Genomic DNA, 16,855 nt, shown 5'->3' with positions numbered 1-16,855 from the left:
GTGACTCTCCTGAGATGGCATGCGTGTTGGGGACAGCCCTCAGTCTAGGTAATCGCCCGGCATGAGATAAACTGCAGCAACTACACTACATTATTGCCAGCAGGCAATAATCCACTCGCCCCCTGGAGTACCGATGCAGCGCTGGGATCGAATCGAAGCCTTCGTGGAGGTGGTGCGGCTGGGGACCTTCGCCGCAGCGGCAAGCCACCTGAAGGTCTCCAACTCCCATGTCAGCCGGCTGGTCAGTCAGCTGGAGAACCAGCTGGGCACCACCCTGCTCTACCGAACCACCCGCCAGATCCGCCTGACCGATGCCGGCGCCCTCTACTATGAGCACTGCCACCACCTGTTCGATGGCTTCCGCGAGGCCGAGGCCGCCATCAACGACCTCCAGGCACGGCCGCGCGGGGTGCTCAAGCTGACCTCGGCCACTACCTTCGGCGAGCGCTTCATCGCGCCACTGATCAATGATTTCCTCTGCCTGCATCCCCAGCTCGAGGTGCGCATGCACTTCACCAACCGCCAGGTGGACATCATCGACGAGGGCTACGACATCGCCATCCGCATGGGCACGCTCAAGGACTCGACGCTGATCGCCCGGCGGATCTGCGAGCGGCGCGAATACGTGGTGGGCTCCCCCGACTACTTCACCCGGATCTCGCAGCCCCACTCGCTCACCGAGCTGACCCATCACCGCTGCCTGGTGGGTTCCCGGGACCACTGGCGCTTCGACGTCGACGGCGTGCGCCGGGAAGTCCGGGTGGAGGGTGCCTGGGAGGCCAACTCCGGACCGGCCCTGCTGGATGCCGCCCTCAAGGGACTCGGGCTCGCCCAGTTGCCCGACTACTACGTCGATGAGCACCTGGAGAACGGCGACCTGGTGTCGGTGCTCGATACCTATCGCCACAGCGATACCGCCGTGTGGGCGGTCTATCCCCGCCACCGCCACCGTTCCCCCAAGGTGCGCCAGTTCATCGACTACCTGATCGAGCATATCGGCGAGAAGCTGCCGCCACCGCGCTGATCGGCGAGGATGCCGGAGAGACAGCACTGAAAAGAAGGCGCCCCGAGGGGCGCCCTGACGGCCTTGCCGGCCTCACTTGAAGTTCTTGCGGTAGGACTTGAGGATCTCGCCGACGATCCCGCTGCGGAAGCTCAGCACGCAGAGCACGAAGATCAGGCCCAGGATGGGACCGACCCAGTTGCCCAGGGGCGACTGCGCCAGCATGTGCTGCAGGCTCACCACCAGGCCCGCGCCCACCACCGGGCCGAACAGGGTGCCCACCCCGCCCAGCAGGGTCATCAGGATCACCTCGCCGGACATGTGCCAGTGGGCATCGGTCAGCGAGGCGAGCTGGAACACCACCGTCTTGGTGGCGCCCGCCAGGCCGGCCAGGCCCGCGGAGATGATGAAGGCCACCAGCTTGTAGGCATCGGCGTTGTAGCCCAGCGACACGGCGCGCGGCTCGTTCTCGCGAATCGCCTTGAGCACCTGGCCGAAGGGTGAGTGCACGGTGCGCTGGATGATCGCGAAGCCGATCAGGAAGATGGCAAACACGAAGTAGTACATCGCCAGGTTATTGCGCAGGCTGATGAACCCGAACAGCTCGCCCCGCGGCACGCCGTGCAGGCCGTCCTCGCCGCCGGTGAAGGGCGACTGGACGTAGACGAAGAAGACCAGCTGGGCCAGGGCCAGGGTCACCATGGCGAAGTAGATGCCCTGGCGGCGGATCGACAGGGCGCCGAACACCGCCCCCAGCGCCACGGCGACCAGGGTGCCGGCGATGATGCCCATCTCCGGCGTCAGTGCCGGATGGCTCGACAGCAGGTAGCCGGAGACATAGCCGCCGGTGGCCAGGAAGGCGGCGTGCCCGAAGGAGAGCAGGCCGGCATAGCCGAGCAGGAGGTTGAAGGCACAGGCGAACAGCGCGAAGCACAGCACCTTCATCAGGAACACCGGGTAGGCGACGAAGGGCGCCACCAGGCCGATGGCGATCAGCACCAGGTAGAGGACATTGCGGCGGATGTCGGCGCGACGCTGGCGTTCCATGGAGGGCGTCAGTGTCTGGGTCGTGGCCATGGTCATGCCTCCTTGCCGAACAGGCCGGCGGGTCGCAGCAGCAGCACCAGGATCATCACCAGGAAGATCACGGTGTTGGCTGCCTCGGGGTAGTACACCTTGGTCAGGCCCTCGATCAGGCCCATGCCGAGGCCGGTGAGCACGGCGCCGAGGATCGAGCCCATGCCGCCGATCACCACCACGGCGAAGACCACGATCAGCAGGTTGGAGCCCATGGTCGGCGACACCGGGTAGAGCGGCGCGGCCAGCACCCCGGCGAAGGCCGCCAGGGCCACCCCGAAGCCGTAGGTCAGGGTGATCAGCAGCGGCACGTTGACGCCGAAGGCCTGCATCAGTGCCGGGTTCTCGGTCCCGGCCCGCAGGTAGGCACCGAGACGCGTGCGTTCGATGATGAACCAGGTCCCCAGGCAGACCACCAGGGCCGCCGCCAGCACCCAGGCGCGGTAGGTGGGCAGGAACATGAAGCCCAGCTGGAAACCGCCTTGCAGTGCCTCGGGGGTCGGATAGCGGGCCCCGGAGACGCCGAAGAGGTTGACCAGGGTCCCCTCGAAGATCAGTGCCAGGCCGAAGGTCAGCAGCAGGCCGTAGAGGTGGTCCAGGTGGGCGATGCGGCGCAGCAGCCCCCGCTCGATCAGCATGCCGAACAGGCCGACCACTAGCGGGGCGAGCAGCAGCGCCGCCCAGTAGTTGATGCCCAGGTAGCGCATCCCCAGCAGGGTGGCGAAGGCCCCCAGCATGTACATGGCGCCGTGGGCGAAGTTGACGATCTTCAGCAGGCCGAAGATCACCGCCAGCCCCAGGCTGAGCAGGGCATAGAAGGCGCCATTGATCAGGCCCAGCAACAGCTGGCCAAGAAACACCGCCAACGGCACCCCGAATATCATCGTCATGTTAGGTTCTCCTCGCCGTCAGAGGGCTGGCGACGATGGCCGCGGCCATCGTCGCCGAGTCTTGCATCGCTCAGTTCTGGACCAGCTTGCACTGGCTCTCGGAGAGCGGACGATAGGCCTCTTCGGCGGGAATGGTGGCGAGGATCTCGTAGAGGTCCCACTCGTGCTCGGAGGCCTCCGGCGACTTCACCTCGGCCAGGAACATGTCGTGGACCATGCGGCCGTCCTCGCGGACGCGACCGTTGCGGGAGAAGAAGTCATTGATCGGCTTCTCGCCCAGGGCCGCACGCACCGCTGTCGGGTCGTCGGTGCCCAGCTCGGCCACGGTATCCAGGTAGTGCTTGGTGCTGGAGTAGATACCGGCCTGGACCATGGTCGGCATGCGCCCGACGCGCTCGTAGTAGCGCTCGGCCCACTCGCGGGCCTCGTCGTCCATGTTCCAGTACCAGCCGGTGGTCAGCAGCAGGCCCTGGGTGGTCTCCAGGCCCATGGCGTAGACGTCGTTGAGGAACACCAGCAGGCCGGCGAGCTGCTGCCCTGCCTGGACCACGCCGAACTGGCTGGCGGTGTTGATGGCGTTGACGGTATCGGCACCGGCATTGGCCAGGCCGATGATCTTGGCGCCCGAGCCCTGGGCCTGGAGGATGTAGGAGGAGAAGTCGTCGGTCGGGAACGGGTGGCGCACGCCGCCCACCACTTCGCCGCCGTTATCCTCGACCACCCGGGTCACGTCGCCTTCCAGGGCGTGGCCGAAGGCGTAGTCGGCGGTGAGCATGAACCAGGTGTCGCCGCCCTGGTCGACGATCGCCTTGGCGGTGCCGTTGGCCAGCGGGTAGGTGTCATAGACCCAGTGGATGTGGTTCGGGGTGCAGTGCTCGTTGGTGATGCTGGAGGCGGCGGAGCCGGAGACGATGCCCAGGCCATTGTTCTCCTCGATCACCCGGGTCGCGGCGATGGTCACCGAGGAGGCCACCATGCCGGCGACCAGGTCGACGTTGCGGGTATCGAACCACTCGCGCACGGTGTTGGCCCCCACGTCGGCGCTGTTGCGGTCGTCGGCGCTGAAGATCTCGATCGGCGCGCCGTTGATGCTGCCGCCTACGTCCTCCACGGCCATGCGCAGCGCCTCGAGGCCGCCCGGACCGGCCAGGTCGCGATAGGTGCCGGACATGTCGGCCAGGTAGCCGATGCGGACCTCGCCGTCGCTGATCTCGGCCTGGGCGGTGGCCGCCATGGTGGCGGTGGCGGCAATGGCAATGCTGCTGGCGAGGGTCTTCTTGATGAAGGTCATTTTCGTCTCCATGGCCCCGCAGGGCTGCTTGTTGTTGTGGCGGTCGCCGAGCTCGGGCGCCGCGGTTGTGGTGGTGGTTACGAAAGTTGCAATGATGCTTCCTGGGTATGCCGCCAGAGCGGCACGGCTTGGGTCAGCGCTGCCTTCTGCCGTGGCAGGAGGCCCCTGATTGGCAACCGGGAGGAGCGGGCCCCCACGGCTCAAACACCCAACAGGGAGTGAAGGTGCTCGCGCCGGGAGGGCAGTTCGGCGGCCGAGATCTCCTCGATGATACGTCCGTGTTCCATCACGTAGTGGCGGTCGGCCAGCGGCGCGGCGAAGCGGAAGTTCTGCTCCACCAGCACGATGGTCATGCCGCGCTCCTTGAGCTTGACCAGCACCTCGCCCAGCGCCTGGACGATGACCGGGGCCAGTCCCTCGGTGATCTCGTCGAGCAGCAGCATGCGCGCCCCGGTGCGCAGGATGCGTGCCATGGCCAGCATCTGCTGCTCGCCCCCGGAGAGCCGCGTGCCCTGGCTGCGCCGCCGCTCGTAGAGGTTGGGAAACATCTCGTAGATCTCGTCGATCGACATGCCGCCGGAGCGCACCGTGGGTGGCAGCAGCAGGTTCTCCTCGACGTCGAGGCTGGCGAAGATGCCGCGCTCTTCCGGGCAGTAACCGACCCCCAGCCGCGGGATCCGGTGCGCCTTCATCTCGAGGGTCTCGGTGCCGTTGATCACGATCGAACCGGTGCGCCGGCCGACCATGTTCATGATCGATTTCAGGGTGGTGCTGCGACCGGCGCCGTTGCGTCCCAGCAGGGTGACCAGCTCGCCGCGCTTCACGTCGAAGTCGACGCCGTGGAGGATGTGCGACTCGCCGTAGAAGGCGTGCAGGTCACGGACCCGCAGCATCTCGGCACCGTCATGATCCCGGTACTCGGCGACAGTCGGTTGCTCGACGACCTGGTTCATGCGCTGGCCTCCTCTTCCTCGGCTTCGCTGCCCATGTAGGCCTCCTTGACCCGCGGGTCGGCGGAGACGCTCTGGTAGTCGCCTTCGGCCAGCACGGCACCGCGCGCCAGCACGGTGATGCGGTCGCATAGCCGGCTGACCACGCTGAGATTGTGCTCCACCATCAGCACGGTGCGCCCCTTGGCCACGCGGCGAATCAGCTCAACGATGCGGTCGACGTCCTCGGCGCCCATGCCCTGGGTCGGCTCGTCGAGCAGCATCAGGGTCGGATCCATGGCCAGGGTGGTGGCCACCTCCAGCGCCCGCTTGCGGCCATAGGGCATCTCCACGGTGAGTACATCGGCGTACTCGCGCAGGCCAACCTCGTCGAGCAGCTCGATGGCGCGGTCGTTGAGGTGGTCGAGGGTGCGTTCGGACTTCCAGAAGTGGAAGGAGGTGCCCATGGGCCGCTGCAGGGCCACGCGCACGTTCTCCATGGCGGTCATGTGGGCGAATACCGCCGAGATCTGGAAGGAGCGCACCAGCCCCAGGCGGGCGATCCCGTTGGCCTTCATGCCGGTGATCGGCTTGCCGCGGTAGAGGATCTCGCCACGGGTCGGCGGCAGGAACTTGGTGAGCAGGTTGAAGACCGTGGTCTTGCCGGCCCCGTTGGGGCCGATCAGGGCGTGGATATGCCCTTCCCGGACCTGCAGGTTGACGTCGTCCACGGCGGTGAAGCCGCGAAACTCCTTGGTCAACCCGCGGGTTTCCAGCATGAACTCCTGGGTCATGTCTCGTCCTCTCTGGACCGCCTGGGCGATCCGCCGTTGATTCCGTTGTCGTTGTTGTGGCCGTGTCGGCATCGGAGTGGCTCGACAGATGGACTGGCCCGCTCCGGAGAACTCTCTAACCTTTACGTTAACGTAAGCTAGAGCAGTCGAAACCGCTCGGCAACCGTTGAATGGACGAACTCGACCAATGGCGTAGAGACAAGCGATATGAATAGCTTGCAAACAAAAGCGCGATGCCCAGGCAGGGCATCGCGCATGAGGAACGCATCACCGGTGCGGCGAGGCGTCGGGGAGGGGCAGCGCCTCAGCACTCGATGGCATTGACCGCAAGACCGCCGCGGGACGTCTCCTTGTACTTCTCCTGCATGTCGGCACCGGTATCGCGCATGGTGCGGATCACCTTGTCCAGCGAGATGAAGTGGTCGCCGTCACCACGCAGTGCCATCTGGGCGGCGTTGATCGCCTTCACCGAGGCGATGGCGTTGCGCTCGATGCAGGGCACCTGCACCAGTCCACCCACCGGGTCGCAGGTCAGGCCCAGGTTGTGCTCCAGGCCGATCTCGGCGGCATTCTCGACCTGGGCCACGCTGCCGCCCATCACCTCGGCGAGCCCTGCCGCGGCCATGGCACAGGCCGACCCCACCTCGCCCTGGCAGCCCACCTCGGCGCCGGAGATCGAGGCGTTCTTCTTGCACAGGATGCCCACGGCGCCGGCGGCCAGCAGGAAGTCGACCACGTCGCGCTCATCCGCGCCGGGCTGGAACTTCATGTAATAGTGCAGCACCGCCGGGATGATGCCCGCCGCGCCGTTGGTGGGCGCCGTGACCATGCGCCCGCCGGCGGCGTTCTCCTCGTTGACCGCCAGGGCGAAGACATTGACCCAGTCCATGGCGGAGAAGGTCGAGGCGATCAGGCTGCCGTCGCCCTCGGTGGCCTGCAGGCGGCGATGCAGCGCGGCGGCACGGCGACGCACGTTGAGCCCACCGGGCAGAATCCCCTCGTTGTGCAGGCCGGTCTCCACGCAGGCCTGCATGGCCTGCCAGATTTCCCACAGCCCGCCACGAATCTCGGCCTCGCTGCGCCACGCCTTCTCGTTCTCCAGCATCAGTTCGCTGATGCGCAGGTCGTGCATGCGGCACAGCGCCATCAGCTCGGCGGCGGAGTTGAAATCGAAGGGCAGGGGAGTCGAATCGCTGTCCAGCTCGCCGGAGCGGGCCTGGACCTCGTCGACCACGAAGCCGCCCCCCACCGAGTAGTAGGTGTTGCGATGCAACTCGTCACTGTGACCATGGGCGATCAGGCGCATGGCATTGGGGTGGTGCGGCAGGCTCTCGTCGTGCAGCTGCATGTCCCGGGACCAGTTGAAGGGAATCGCCAGCCGGCCGTCCAGTTGCAGGCTTCCGGCTTCCAGCAGCTCCTCGATGCAGGGAGCGATGATCGACGGGTCGATGCGATCGGGGCGCTCGCCCATCAACCCCATGATCACCGCGCGGTCGGTACCGTGGCCGATGCCGGTGGCCGAGAGCGAGCCGAAGAGCTGCACTTCGATACGCGCCACCCGTTCCAGCAACGCCTGGGCACGCAGCGCCTCGACGAAGTCGTGGGCGGCCCGCATGGGCCCCACGGTGTGGGAGCTGGACGGGCCCACGCCGATCTTGAACAGGTCGAACACACTGATGGACATCTCGCTTGCTCCAGGGCGACATCGGCGGTCGCCATCAAGACAATCCTGCCACAATGCATGAGCCTGGCTAAATCATGTCACCACGACATCATGCACGAACGGGTGCCTCGACGAGGCATTGGCGCTATTCTCATCGTCCTCACGAACCGGCACAATCGATAATAACTTGTCTTGAATTTAGCAGGGCTGAACCATGAGCCGTCATCTCAATGCCCAGACCCACGCCTGGCTGAAGGTCTTCGCGATCAGCGCCCGCCACCTCTCCTTCACCCGGGCTGCCGAGGAGCTGCATGTGACCACCGGCGCGGTGAGCCAGCAGATCAAGCAGCTGGAGGAGCGCCTGGGCTTCAAGCTGTTCCGGCGGCGTCCGCGCCGGCTGGAACTCACCGAGGAGGGGATGCGCCTGGCGGCGGTGGTGGACCAGGCCTACCAGGCGGTGGGTGTCGAGGTGAAGCGCCTGCGCTCCGGGGTGATGAGCGGCATCATTCGCCTGCGCTCGGTGCCCTCCTTCCTCGCCAGGTGGCTGATGCCGCGCCTGCCGCGACTACAGGCTCGCTTTCCGGACATCGAACTGCACGTGACCGCCGAGGACAGCAACATCTCGCTGCGTGACGGCGACTTCGACCTGGCCATCGATCTCAACGACGGCCACTACCCCGGCTTCTCCATCACGCCCCTGATGGAGGAGCAGATCTTTCCGGTCTGCTCCCCGGCCCTGCTGAGCGGCCGCCCGGCACTGCGCCGGCCCGAGGACCTGGCCTGGTACCCCCTGCTGCACGACATCACCGCCTGGCGCGGCAGCCACGACTATGCCGAGTGGGAGCACTACCTCCAGGCCATCGAGGCGTCCCATGTCAACGTGCGCCGCGGCTACACCTTCAACCGCAACCAGCTGACCATGGAGGCGGCCACCGCCGGCATGGGCGTGGCCATCGCCCGCCAGACCCTGATCAGCGGCGAGCTCGGCAGCGGCGCCCTGATCGCGCCCTTTCCCCAACGGGTGGCCACCGGCATGCATTACGGCATCGTCCATGCCCAGGGAGCCCTGGACGACCGGCGAGTCCTGGCGGTCCACGACTGGATCGTCGAGGAAGCCAACCGGCCCCCTGGCCGGTCGTAGGCAGCCGGCAGGGATGGCGATACAATGGCATACGAGATTGCATGTCATCATCACCACGGCCCCCCGATGCCCCAAGACTCGCCTCCTGGCCAACCCTGGCCGATCAGCTTCGCCGCCACCTGCCTGCGCGCCATCCTCTATGTCCTGCTCGTCGCCGGCCTGGCACAGGGCACCTACTACGAGGCGCTCCACTTTCACGAGGTACGCTTCTCGGAGCGCGGCTTCACCGAGCTGGCCCAGAGCGCGTTGCTCCTCGCCGCCTCGGCGCTACTGCTCTATACCCGCCAGGTACAGAGGGTACTGCCCACCCTCACCCTGCTGATGTTCGCCTTCGTCTTCAGCTCGCTGATCCGCGAGCAGGACTACTGGCTGGACCTCTGGGTGGCCGACCACACCTGGAAGGTGCTGGTGACCCTGGTGATCGTGCCGATCCTCTTCCGGGTGATCCGCGAGAGACGACGCTTCATCGAGGAGTTCGCGGCCTACGCCAACAGCTTCTCCTTCGGCCTGTTCGCCGCCGGGGTGCTGACCACCTACGTCTTCTCGCGGCTCTATGGACGCAGCGCCTTCTGGGAGGCGGTGCTCCAGGATCACTATGCACGCACCTTCAAGGACGCCGCCGAGGAGGTGGTGGAACTGCTGGGCTATGCCCTGATCCTGATCGCGGTGATCGAATTGACCCTGCTCGCCCGCCGCTGGCAACTGGCTCGCCGGGCGAGTTAGCCGCCGCCTCGCACGCCCCCCCCCGAACGACGACGCCCGCAGCCGAGGCTGCGGGCGTCGTCGTTCGGGGAGGCGCCACGAGCTTATTCGTCGAGGAAGGAACGCAGCGGCTCGGAGCGACTGGGGTGGCGCAGCTTGCGCAGCGCCTTGGCCTCGATCTGGCGGATACGCTCGCGGGTGACATCGAACTGCTTGCCGACCTCCTCGAGGGTATGGTCGGTGTTCATGTCGATGCCGAAGCGCATGCGCAGCACCTTGGCCTCACGGGCGGTGAGCCCCCCGAGCACATTGCGGGTCGCCTCGATCAGCCCTTCGCCGGTGGCCAGGTCGACCGGCAGCAGCATGGTGCCGTCCTCGATGAAGTCGCCCAGGTGCGAGTCATCGTCGTCACCGATGGGCGTCTCCATGGAGATCGGCTCCTTGGCGATCTTGAGCACCTTGCGCACCTTGTCCTCGGGCATCTCGAGCCGCTCGCCGAGCTCCTCCGGGGTCGGTTCGCGGCCCATCTCCTGGAGCATCTGCCGCGACACGCGGTTGAGCTTGTTGATGGTCTCGATCATGTGCACCGGGATGCGGATGGTGCGCGCCTGGTCGGCGATGGAGCGGGTGATCGCCTGGCGGATCCACCAGGTGGCGTAGGTCGAGAACTTGTAGCCACGGCGATATTCGAACTTGTCCACCGCCTTCATCAGGCCGATGTTGCCCTCCTGGATCAGGTCCAGGAACTGCAGGCCGCGGTTGGTGTACTTCTTGGCGATGGAGATCACCAGGCGCAGGTTGGCCTCGACCATCTCCTTCTTGGCCCGACGGGCCTTGGCCTCGCCGATGGAGAGCCTCCGATTGACCTCCTTGATCTCGGTCACCGGCAGCTGGACCATCTCCTCCTCGAAGGCGATCTTGCGCTGGGCACGCTGGATGTCGGCACGCAGCGGCTCGAGGCGGTCGGCATACTTCGGATTCGCGGCGGCGAAGTCATCCAGCCACTCCGCACGGGACTCGTTGCCGGGAAAGGCCTTGATGAAGGTCTTGCGGGGCACCCGGGCCTTCTTGACGCAGAGCTGCATCACGGCCTTCTCCTGGGCGCGGACCTGCTCGACGCTGATGCGGACCTGATTGACCAGCCGCTCGAAATGCTTGGGCACCAGCTTGATCGGCGAAAACAGCTCGGCGAGGCGCGCCAACTCGGCCCTGGCCTCGGCGGAGGCCCGACCCTGCTTCTCGATGGCCGCCTTCACCCGTGCGTTCTGCTCGCGGATCTGCTCGAAACGCGCCCTGGCTTCCTCGGGATCCGGCCCGCCGCTGCTCTCCTCCTCGGCCTCGCCGTCGTCGTCCTCGTCATCGCTGTCGACGGCGGCAGGCTCCTCTTCCGGGACCTCCGCCTCCGCCACGCCGGGGATGCCCTCGTCGGGATCGATGAACCCCGAGAAGAGATCGGACAGCCGCCCCGGCGCCTCCTCGTCCTGGGTGGCATCGTAGGCCTCGAGGATGGACTCCACGGCGCCGGGCAGGTAGGCCAGCGCCGACATCACCTCGCGCGTGCCCTCCTCGATGCGCTTGGCGATCTCGATCTCGCCCTCGCGGGTCAGCAGCTCCACCGTCCCCATCTCGCGCATGTACATGCGCACCGGGTCGGTGGTACGGCCCACGTCGCTTTCCACCGCCGCCAACGCCGCCACGGCTTCCTCGGCGGCCGACTCGTCGGTGGAATGATCGGACATCATCAGGGTATCTTCGTCGGGAGCCTCCTCGACGACGCTGATGCCCATGTCGTTGATCATGCCGATGATGTCTTCCACCTGGTCCGGGTCGGCGATATCCTCGGGAAGGTGGTCGTTGACCTCGGCATAGGTCAGGTAACCCTGTTCCTTGCCGCGCGCGATCAACTCCTTCAGACGTGACTGCTGCTGCGCATTTCCAGCCATAGAAACCCTATCTCGACGAAGAAGAATGAAGCACCTGAAGCACTGAGGCGGAGAAAACTCAACAAGCCGAACAGTATAGCGGCAGAAAGCACCTTTCTGCCAGTTCGATCTATTTGCGCGGTCTTTCAGGTGTGTTAGGTTGTCAGGTTACGCCGGTGCTGGACGATGTCTCCTACATGGTGATAGTAGGAGAAAATTCAACCCCGACGCCAAAATTCCGGGAGCCAGGGCCCCGGCTCGGGTATCAGCCGTGCAGTTCGGTCAGCAGCGCCATCAGGCGCTGGCGCTCCTCCCGCGACAGCCGCTCCCCGGCCTTCTCCCTGGCCAGCAGGGCATCGATCTCCTCCCGGGGCGAGCGACGCCGCTGGTGCCGGCGAAAATGCTCGATCAACCCATCCAGCTCGGCACCCCTCGCCGAGCGCGGGATGAGCAACTCACGTCCCGCCAGGGCGGCCAGCCGCTCGCCCTCGTGACTGCCATGGAAGTGCGCCAGCAGCACCTGGGCACTGCGGTAGCGCCCCGCTCGCAGCAGCCGGATCACCTCCCGGCACAGCACACCGTCGGCATCCTCCGTCGGGCACCAGTCGTCGCCTTCGGGCACCCGCTCGATCAACGACGGCTCGTGGACCAGCAGCTGCAGCATACGCGCCGCCAGGCTCAGCGATCCGGCCGGGCCACGCTTGCCCTCCCCCCTGGGAGGAGGCACCTCCCCCCCGGCGTCATCGCGCCCCTCGCTCGACACTTCCGGTGCCGGGGCGTGGCGCGCCATCAAGTTCTGGAAGCTTGACTGGTCGACGCCGGTGCGGCGCGAGAGTTCACTGAGCATCAGCGATTTCAGCACCCCCTCCGGCAACCGCCCCAGCGCCGCCAGTACCTGGCTGGCGTAGCGCTCGCGGTCCTCGACCCGCGCCAGGTCTCGCCCGGCGGCCGCCTGCTCGAACAGGAACTCCGACAATGGGCTCGCGCAGGTGATCCGGTCGTTGAAGGCCTCCGGCCCCTCCCGGCGCACCAGGGTGTCCGGGTCCTCGCCCTCGGGCAGGAACAGGAAGCGCGCCTGGCGGCCGTCGATCATCAGCGGCAGCACCGTCTCCAGCGCTCGGGTCGCCGCCTGGCGCCCGGCCCGGTCGCCGTCGAAGCAGAACACCACCTCGCCCACCAGCCGGAACAGCCGGGAGAGGTGCTCCTCGCTGGTCGAGGTCCCCAGCGTGGCCACGGCATTGCGGATACCGAACTGCGCCAGCGCCACCACGTCCATGTAGCCCTCGACGATCACCAGGCGCTCGAGCCGCGACTCGGCCTGACGGGCCTCGAACAGCCCGTAGAGCTCACGCCCCTTGTGGAACACCGGCGTCTCGGGCGAATTCAGGTACTTGGGCTTGGCATCCCCCAGCACCCGGCCGCCGAAGGCGATGGTGCGCCCCTTGATGTCGCGGATCGGGAACATCACCCGATCGCGGAAACGATCATAGGTACGCCCGCTCTCCTCCCGGTGCACCAGCAGCCCGTACTCCACCTGCACCGACTCGGGGATCCCCCGCTCGCCCAGATGGCGCTTGAGCGCCTCCCAGTCGTCGGGGGCATAGCCGATGCCGAAGGCCTGCTGAACGTCCGGCGACAGGCCACGCCGCGACAGGTAGTCCCGGGCGGCAGCGGCTTCGGGCATCTTCAGTCGCTCGCGGAAGAAGGATGCCGAGAGCTCGAGCAGGTTGACCCCCTCCTGGCGCTTGCGCTCCCGGGCCTGGGCCCGCGGATCGTCCGCGCCCTCGCGGGGCACCTCCAGGCCGAGACGGGAAGCGAGCTGCTCCACGGCCTCGGGGAAGCGAAGCTTGTCGTACTCCATCAGGAAGCGCAGGGCGTTGCCGTGGGCGCCGCAGCCGAAGCAGTGATAGAACTGCTTGTCGGCGCTGACGGTGAACGACGGCGTCTTTTCCTGGTGGAAGGGACAGAGCCCGGAGTGGTTGCGTCCGGCCTTCTTCAGCTGCACGCGCTCGCCCACCACCTCGACCACGTCGACGCGGGCCAGCAGGTCATCGATGAAGCGCTGCGGAATCTGACCGGCCATCCTGGTGAACTACCTCGAGCGGTGCGAGAACGAACACATGGCGGAAAAAACAAGCGGCCACCCGATGGCGGCCGCCTGGCATCCCTCTTGAGACGGCCCGCGCAACGCGCTGCGGCCGACTCCAGTACGGATCAATAGAGCCGTTCGAAACGCTTGCGCTCGCGCTGAAGCTTCTTGGCGTGACGCTTGACGGCAGCTGCCGCCTTGCGCTTGCGCTCTGCAGTCGGCTTCTCGTAGTTCTCGCGACGACGAACCTCGGAGAGAACACCGGCTTTTTCACAGGAACGCTTGAAGCGACGCAGCGCGACGTCAAACGGCTCGTTATCACGTACTTTGACAGAAGGCATTAAGCACTCACCTACCTTAGGAAACTTGAGTTCGGTTAGTACGCACACCCCTGCGGGCGGCTCCTGCCGTGAACACCATGCCCGAACCTCCGTTCCCGGCAGGCAGGCCGTCGCGCGACGGTGCCTGACAGACAAGGCTCGGGCGGAGACATCACGGATAATCGCCACCTGGGTGCGCGACCCAGTCTTGCAGCGCACGATAGTCTAGACCCGGTCACCAGGCTTTGCAAACCGTTTCCGCCCCGGCCCTGCCGTCTCGCGCCCAAAGGGCGTAGAATATGCCCCTTTCCCGCACTACCGAGCCATCACCATGCGCGTACTGGGCATCGAGACCTCCTGCGACGAGACCGGCGTCGCCCTTTTCGACAGCGAGCGCGGCCTCGTGGCCGATGCGCTTTACAGCCAGGTCGCCATGCATGCCGAATACGGCGGCGTGGTGCCGGAGCTCGCCTCACGCGACCATACCCGCCGGCTGCTGCCGCTGATCCAGCAGGTCCTCGACGAGGCCGGCCTGGGCCGCCGCGATCTCGACGCCATCGCCTACACCGCCGGCCCCGGGCTGGTGGGCGCCTTGATGGTGGGCGCCAGCACCGCCCACGGCATGGCCCGGGCACTGGGCATCCCGGTGCTCGGCGTCCACCATATGGAGGGCCACCTGCTGGCGCCGATGCTCGAGGATGCCCCGCCGGCCTTCCCCTTCGTCGCCCTGCTGGTCTCCGGCGGCCATACCCAACTGGTCGAGGTGCAGGGCCTGGGCCGGTACCGGCTGCTCGGCGAGTCGGTGGACGACGCCGCCGGCGAGGCCTTCGACAAGGCCGCCAAGATGCTCGGCCTGGACTACCCCGGCGGCCCCCATGTGGCCCGCCTCGCCGAGGCCGGCGACCCCGGGCGCTTCCGCTTCCCGCGGCCGATGACCGACCGGCCGGGCCTGGACTTCAGCTTCTCGGGGCTCAAGACCCACACGCTGACCGCCATTCGCGAACTGGAGGCGGCAGAGGCACTGGACGACCAGGCGCGGGCCGACGTGGCCCGGGCCTTCGAGGAGGCGGTGGTGGACACCCTGGTGATCAAGTGCCGGCGAGCGCTCGATGCCACCGGCCTGAAGCGGCTGGTGGTGGCCGGCGGGGTGAGCGCCAATGTGCGGCTCCGCGAGCGTCTGGAGCGTGAATGCGCCAAGCGCAATGCCCGGGCCTACTACCCCCGCGGGCGCTTCTGCACCGACAACGGGGCGATGATCGCCTACGTGGGGGCCCAGCGGCTGCTGGCCGGCGAGCACGACGAGACCGGCATCATGAGGGCCGTGCCGCGCTGGCCGATGGATAGCCTGGAAGCACCAAGCCAGGGCTGAGCCATCGTCCGGCAGTTACGGGCTAGAGCCCCGGCTCGTCACCCCGGCTCAGACGGCGGATATTGAACACATGGCGCGCCAGCACCAGCAGGGTGAAGCCGATCACCACGATGACATGGTCGGGCGCCAGCCAGAGGCTGGCCAGGGGGGCGACGGCGGCACTGGCCAGGGAGGCGATGGCGGCGGTGCGCACCCGCCAGGCCAGCAGCGACCAGCACGCCGCGCAGACCAGCGCCACCCAGGGGGTCAGCACCAGCATGACGCCGAAGGCACTGGCCACCGCCTTGCCGCCACGGAAGCGGTACCACGCCGGATAGCTGTGGCCCAGCAGCACGCCGAGGCCGACCAGGCCCTGGGCCCAGGGCGGCATCCCCATGGCCATGGCCAGCCACAGCACCGGCATGCCCTTGACCGCATCCACCAGCAGGGTCGCCAGGGCCAGGCGCCGACCATGGAGGCGCAGCACATTGGAGAAGCCGGGGTTGCAGGAGCCGGACAGGCGCGGGTCCCGCTTGCCGGCGAGCCGGCATACGGTCAGCGCCCCCAGCCAGGTGCCGCTGAGGTAGCCAAGCGCCACCAGCGGGAGGAGGAGTTCGGGTTGAACCGACACGGATCGGCCTCTTGTGGTTGTCCGACAACGGATTCTGCCAGCCACGAGCGCAACAGGACAGCCGGACGTCGTCCTCGCGGTGTCGTCCGGCGGCCAGCTCGCGTACAATCGCCGCCACATCTACCCCCGGAAAAGCCGCTGATATGGACCTTGTGCTGATCGAGTCGCTCGGAGTGGACACCGTGATCGGCGTCTACGACTGGGAACGCACCATCACCCAGCGCCTGCTGCTCGACCTGGAACTCGCCACCGACATCCGCCCCGCCGCGAGGGATGACGACATCGCCCTGACCCTGGACTATGCCGCCATCAGCGAACGCATCGAGGCCTTCGCCGGGGAGCACGACTTCGCCCTGGTGGAGACCTTCGCCGAGCGGCTCGCGACCACCCTGCGCCAGGAGTTCGCCATCGGCTGGCTGCGGCTGACCGTGCGCAAGCCCGGCGCCGTGGCCGCCGCCGAGGCGGTGGGCGTGCGCATCGAGCGCGGCAGCCCGCCGGAGGTCAGCTGATGGCCCGGGTCAGCGTCAGCATCGGCAGCAACATCGACCGCGACCGTCATGTGCGCACCTGCCTGGATGCCCTCGCGGCCACCTTCGGCGAGCTTGAGGTCTCGCGGGTCTTCGAGAGCGAGCCGGTGGGCTTCGAGGACGGCCGCAACTTCTACAACCTGGTGGTGGCCTTCGACAGTGACTGGACGGTGGGGGATCTGCAGGCCTGGTGCAAGCAGCTGGAGTTCGCCAACGGGCGGCGCAAGGACAGCCCCAAGTTCAGCCCCCGCACCCTGGACGTCGATCTGCTGACGGTGGGCGACCTCACCGGCGTCCACCAGGGTGTCGAACTGCCGCGGGACGAGATCCTGCGTCACGCCTTCGTGCTGCTGCCGTTGGCCGAACTGCTGCCGGAGGCGCGCCATCCGCTCAACGGCGAGACCTATCGCGCCCTCTGGGCCAGCTTCGCGGCCAGCGACCAGCGGCTCTGGCCGGTGGCGTTCCGCTGGGCGGGGCGACTGATCTCGACGCCAGGCTGAGGCCGGCTGGCAAGCGGGCCGGAAGCGC

The 16,855-nt window shown here is 67.1% G+C and carries 16 protein-coding genes; 6 read left to right on the top strand and 10 right to left on the bottom strand.

Features of this window, described 5'->3' with window-relative positions:
• The first annotated feature begins 133 nt into the window (after nt 1-133).
• Complete coding sequence (locus ACOMD9_RS13020) at nt 134-1,024, top strand: LysR family transcriptional regulator (RefSeq protein ID WP_421415553.1); 891 nt, start codon at nt 134-136, stop codon at nt 1,022-1,024.
• 72 nt (nt 1,025-1,096) lie between these two features.
• Here ACOMD9_RS13020 and ACOMD9_RS13015 read toward each other — a convergent pair whose 3' ends face one another.
• The 6 genes from ACOMD9_RS13015 to ACOMD9_RS12990 all read right to left on the bottom strand — a co-directional run bounded on the left by ACOMD9_RS13015 (nt 1,097) and on the right by ACOMD9_RS12990 (nt 7,668).
• The gene (locus ACOMD9_RS13015; RefSeq protein ID WP_421415551.1) at nt 1,097-2,080 is read right to left on the bottom strand and encodes a branched-chain amino acid ABC transporter permease; all 984 of its coding nucleotides are present in this window, start codon (nt 2,078-2,080) and stop codon (nt 1,097-1,099) included.
• A gap of 2 nt (nt 2,081-2,082) precedes the next feature.
• Nucleotides 2,083-2,970, bottom strand: a complete 888-nt coding sequence (locus ACOMD9_RS13010) for a branched-chain amino acid ABC transporter permease (protein ID WP_421415548.1) — start codon at nt 2,968-2,970, stop codon at nt 2,083-2,085.
• 70 nt (nt 2,971-3,040) lie between these two features.
• Complete coding sequence (locus ACOMD9_RS13005; RefSeq protein ID WP_421415546.1) at nt 3,041-4,261, bottom strand: ABC transporter substrate-binding protein; 1,221 nt, start codon at nt 4,259-4,261, stop codon at nt 3,041-3,043.
• Between the two features lie 200 nt (nt 4,262-4,461).
• Nucleotides 4,462-5,214, bottom strand: a complete 753-nt coding sequence (locus ACOMD9_RS13000; RefSeq protein ID WP_421415544.1) for an ABC transporter ATP-binding protein — start codon at nt 5,212-5,214, stop codon at nt 4,462-4,464.
• Nucleotides 5,211-5,984: an ABC transporter ATP-binding protein gene (locus ACOMD9_RS12995; protein ID WP_421415543.1), complete on the bottom strand. Its 774-nt coding sequence runs from the start codon at nt 5,982-5,984 to the stop codon at nt 5,211-5,213. Before ACOMD9_RS12995 ends, ACOMD9_RS13000 begins: the two co-directional genes overlap by 4 nt.
• A 304-nt stretch (nt 5,985-6,288) precedes the next feature.
• Entirely contained in the window at nt 6,289-7,668 is a 1,380-nt protein-coding gene (locus ACOMD9_RS12990) for an L-serine ammonia-lyase (RefSeq protein WP_421415542.1), read from the bottom strand.
• A gap of 193 nt (nt 7,669-7,861) precedes the next feature.
• Here ACOMD9_RS12990 and ACOMD9_RS12985 point away from each other — a divergent pair, with 193 nt between their 5' ends.
• Both ACOMD9_RS12985 and ACOMD9_RS12980 read left to right on the top strand, forming a co-directional pair.
• Nucleotides 7,862-8,788, top strand: a complete 927-nt coding sequence (locus ACOMD9_RS12985; protein ID WP_421415539.1) for a LysR substrate-binding domain-containing protein — start codon at nt 7,862-7,864, stop codon at nt 8,786-8,788.
• 66 nt (nt 8,789-8,854) lie between these two features.
• The gene (locus ACOMD9_RS12980; RefSeq protein ID WP_421415538.1) at nt 8,855-9,511 is read left to right on the top strand and encodes a hypothetical protein; all 657 of its coding nucleotides are present in this window, start codon (nt 8,855-8,857) and stop codon (nt 9,509-9,511) included.
• Between the two features lie 83 nt (nt 9,512-9,594).
• On the opposite strand, the gene rpoD is transcribed toward ACOMD9_RS12980, so the two are convergent.
• The 3 genes from rpoD to rpsU all read right to left on the bottom strand — a co-directional run bounded on the left by rpoD (nt 9,595) and on the right by rpsU (nt 13,842).
• A complete protein-coding gene (rpoD, locus tag ACOMD9_RS12975) occupies nt 9,595-11,433 on the bottom strand; it encodes an RNA polymerase sigma factor RpoD (protein ID WP_421415535.1) in 1,839 nt (612 codons plus the stop codon).
• A 244-nt stretch (nt 11,434-11,677) separates the two neighbouring features.
• On the bottom strand, nt 11,678-13,495 hold the full coding sequence (gene dnaG, locus ACOMD9_RS12970; protein ID WP_421415534.1) for a DNA primase: 1,818 nt from the start codon (nt 13,493-13,495) through the stop codon (nt 11,678-11,680).
• Nucleotides 13,496-13,626: 131 nt separating this feature from the next.
• Nucleotides 13,627-13,842, bottom strand: a complete 216-nt coding sequence (gene rpsU, locus ACOMD9_RS12965) for a 30S ribosomal protein S21 (RefSeq protein ID WP_086622362.1) — start codon at nt 13,840-13,842, stop codon at nt 13,627-13,629.
• Nucleotides 13,843-14,152: 310 nt separating this feature from the next.
• On the opposite strand from rpsU, the gene tsaD reads away from it, so the two are divergent.
• Nucleotides 14,153-15,190, top strand: coding sequence for a tRNA (adenosine(37)-N6)-threonylcarbamoyltransferase complex transferase subunit TsaD (tsaD, locus tag ACOMD9_RS12960; protein WP_421415530.1), 1,038 nt, complete (start codon nt 14,153-14,155; stop codon nt 15,188-15,190).
• Between the two features lie 22 nt (nt 15,191-15,212).
• Here tsaD and plsY read toward each other — a convergent pair whose 3' ends face one another.
• A complete protein-coding gene (gene plsY, locus ACOMD9_RS12955; protein ID WP_421415528.1) occupies nt 15,213-15,800 on the bottom strand; it encodes a glycerol-3-phosphate 1-O-acyltransferase PlsY in 588 nt (195 codons plus the stop codon).
• 143 nt (nt 15,801-15,943) lie between these two features.
• Between plsY and folB the strand changes: the two genes are divergently transcribed.
• Both folB and folK read left to right on the top strand, forming a co-directional pair.
• On the top strand, nt 15,944-16,309 hold the full coding sequence (gene folB / locus ACOMD9_RS12950; protein WP_421415526.1) for a dihydroneopterin aldolase: 366 nt from the start codon (nt 15,944-15,946) through the stop codon (nt 16,307-16,309).
• A complete protein-coding gene (folK, locus tag ACOMD9_RS12945; RefSeq protein ID WP_421415525.1) occupies nt 16,309-16,827 on the top strand; it encodes a 2-amino-4-hydroxy-6-hydroxymethyldihydropteridine diphosphokinase in 519 nt (172 codons plus the stop codon). The genes folB and folK overlap by 1 nt, the downstream gene beginning before the upstream one ends.
• Nucleotides 16,828-16,855 lie beyond the last annotated feature (28 nt).

The sequence above is a fragment of the Halomonas terrestris genome, from assembly GCF_049166755.1.
Lineage (GTDB): Bacteria > Pseudomonadota > Gammaproteobacteria > Pseudomonadales > Halomonadaceae > Halomonas.
Note: the sequence above shows the minus strand (reverse complement) of the source record. Positions and strands in the feature narration are given on the sequence as shown.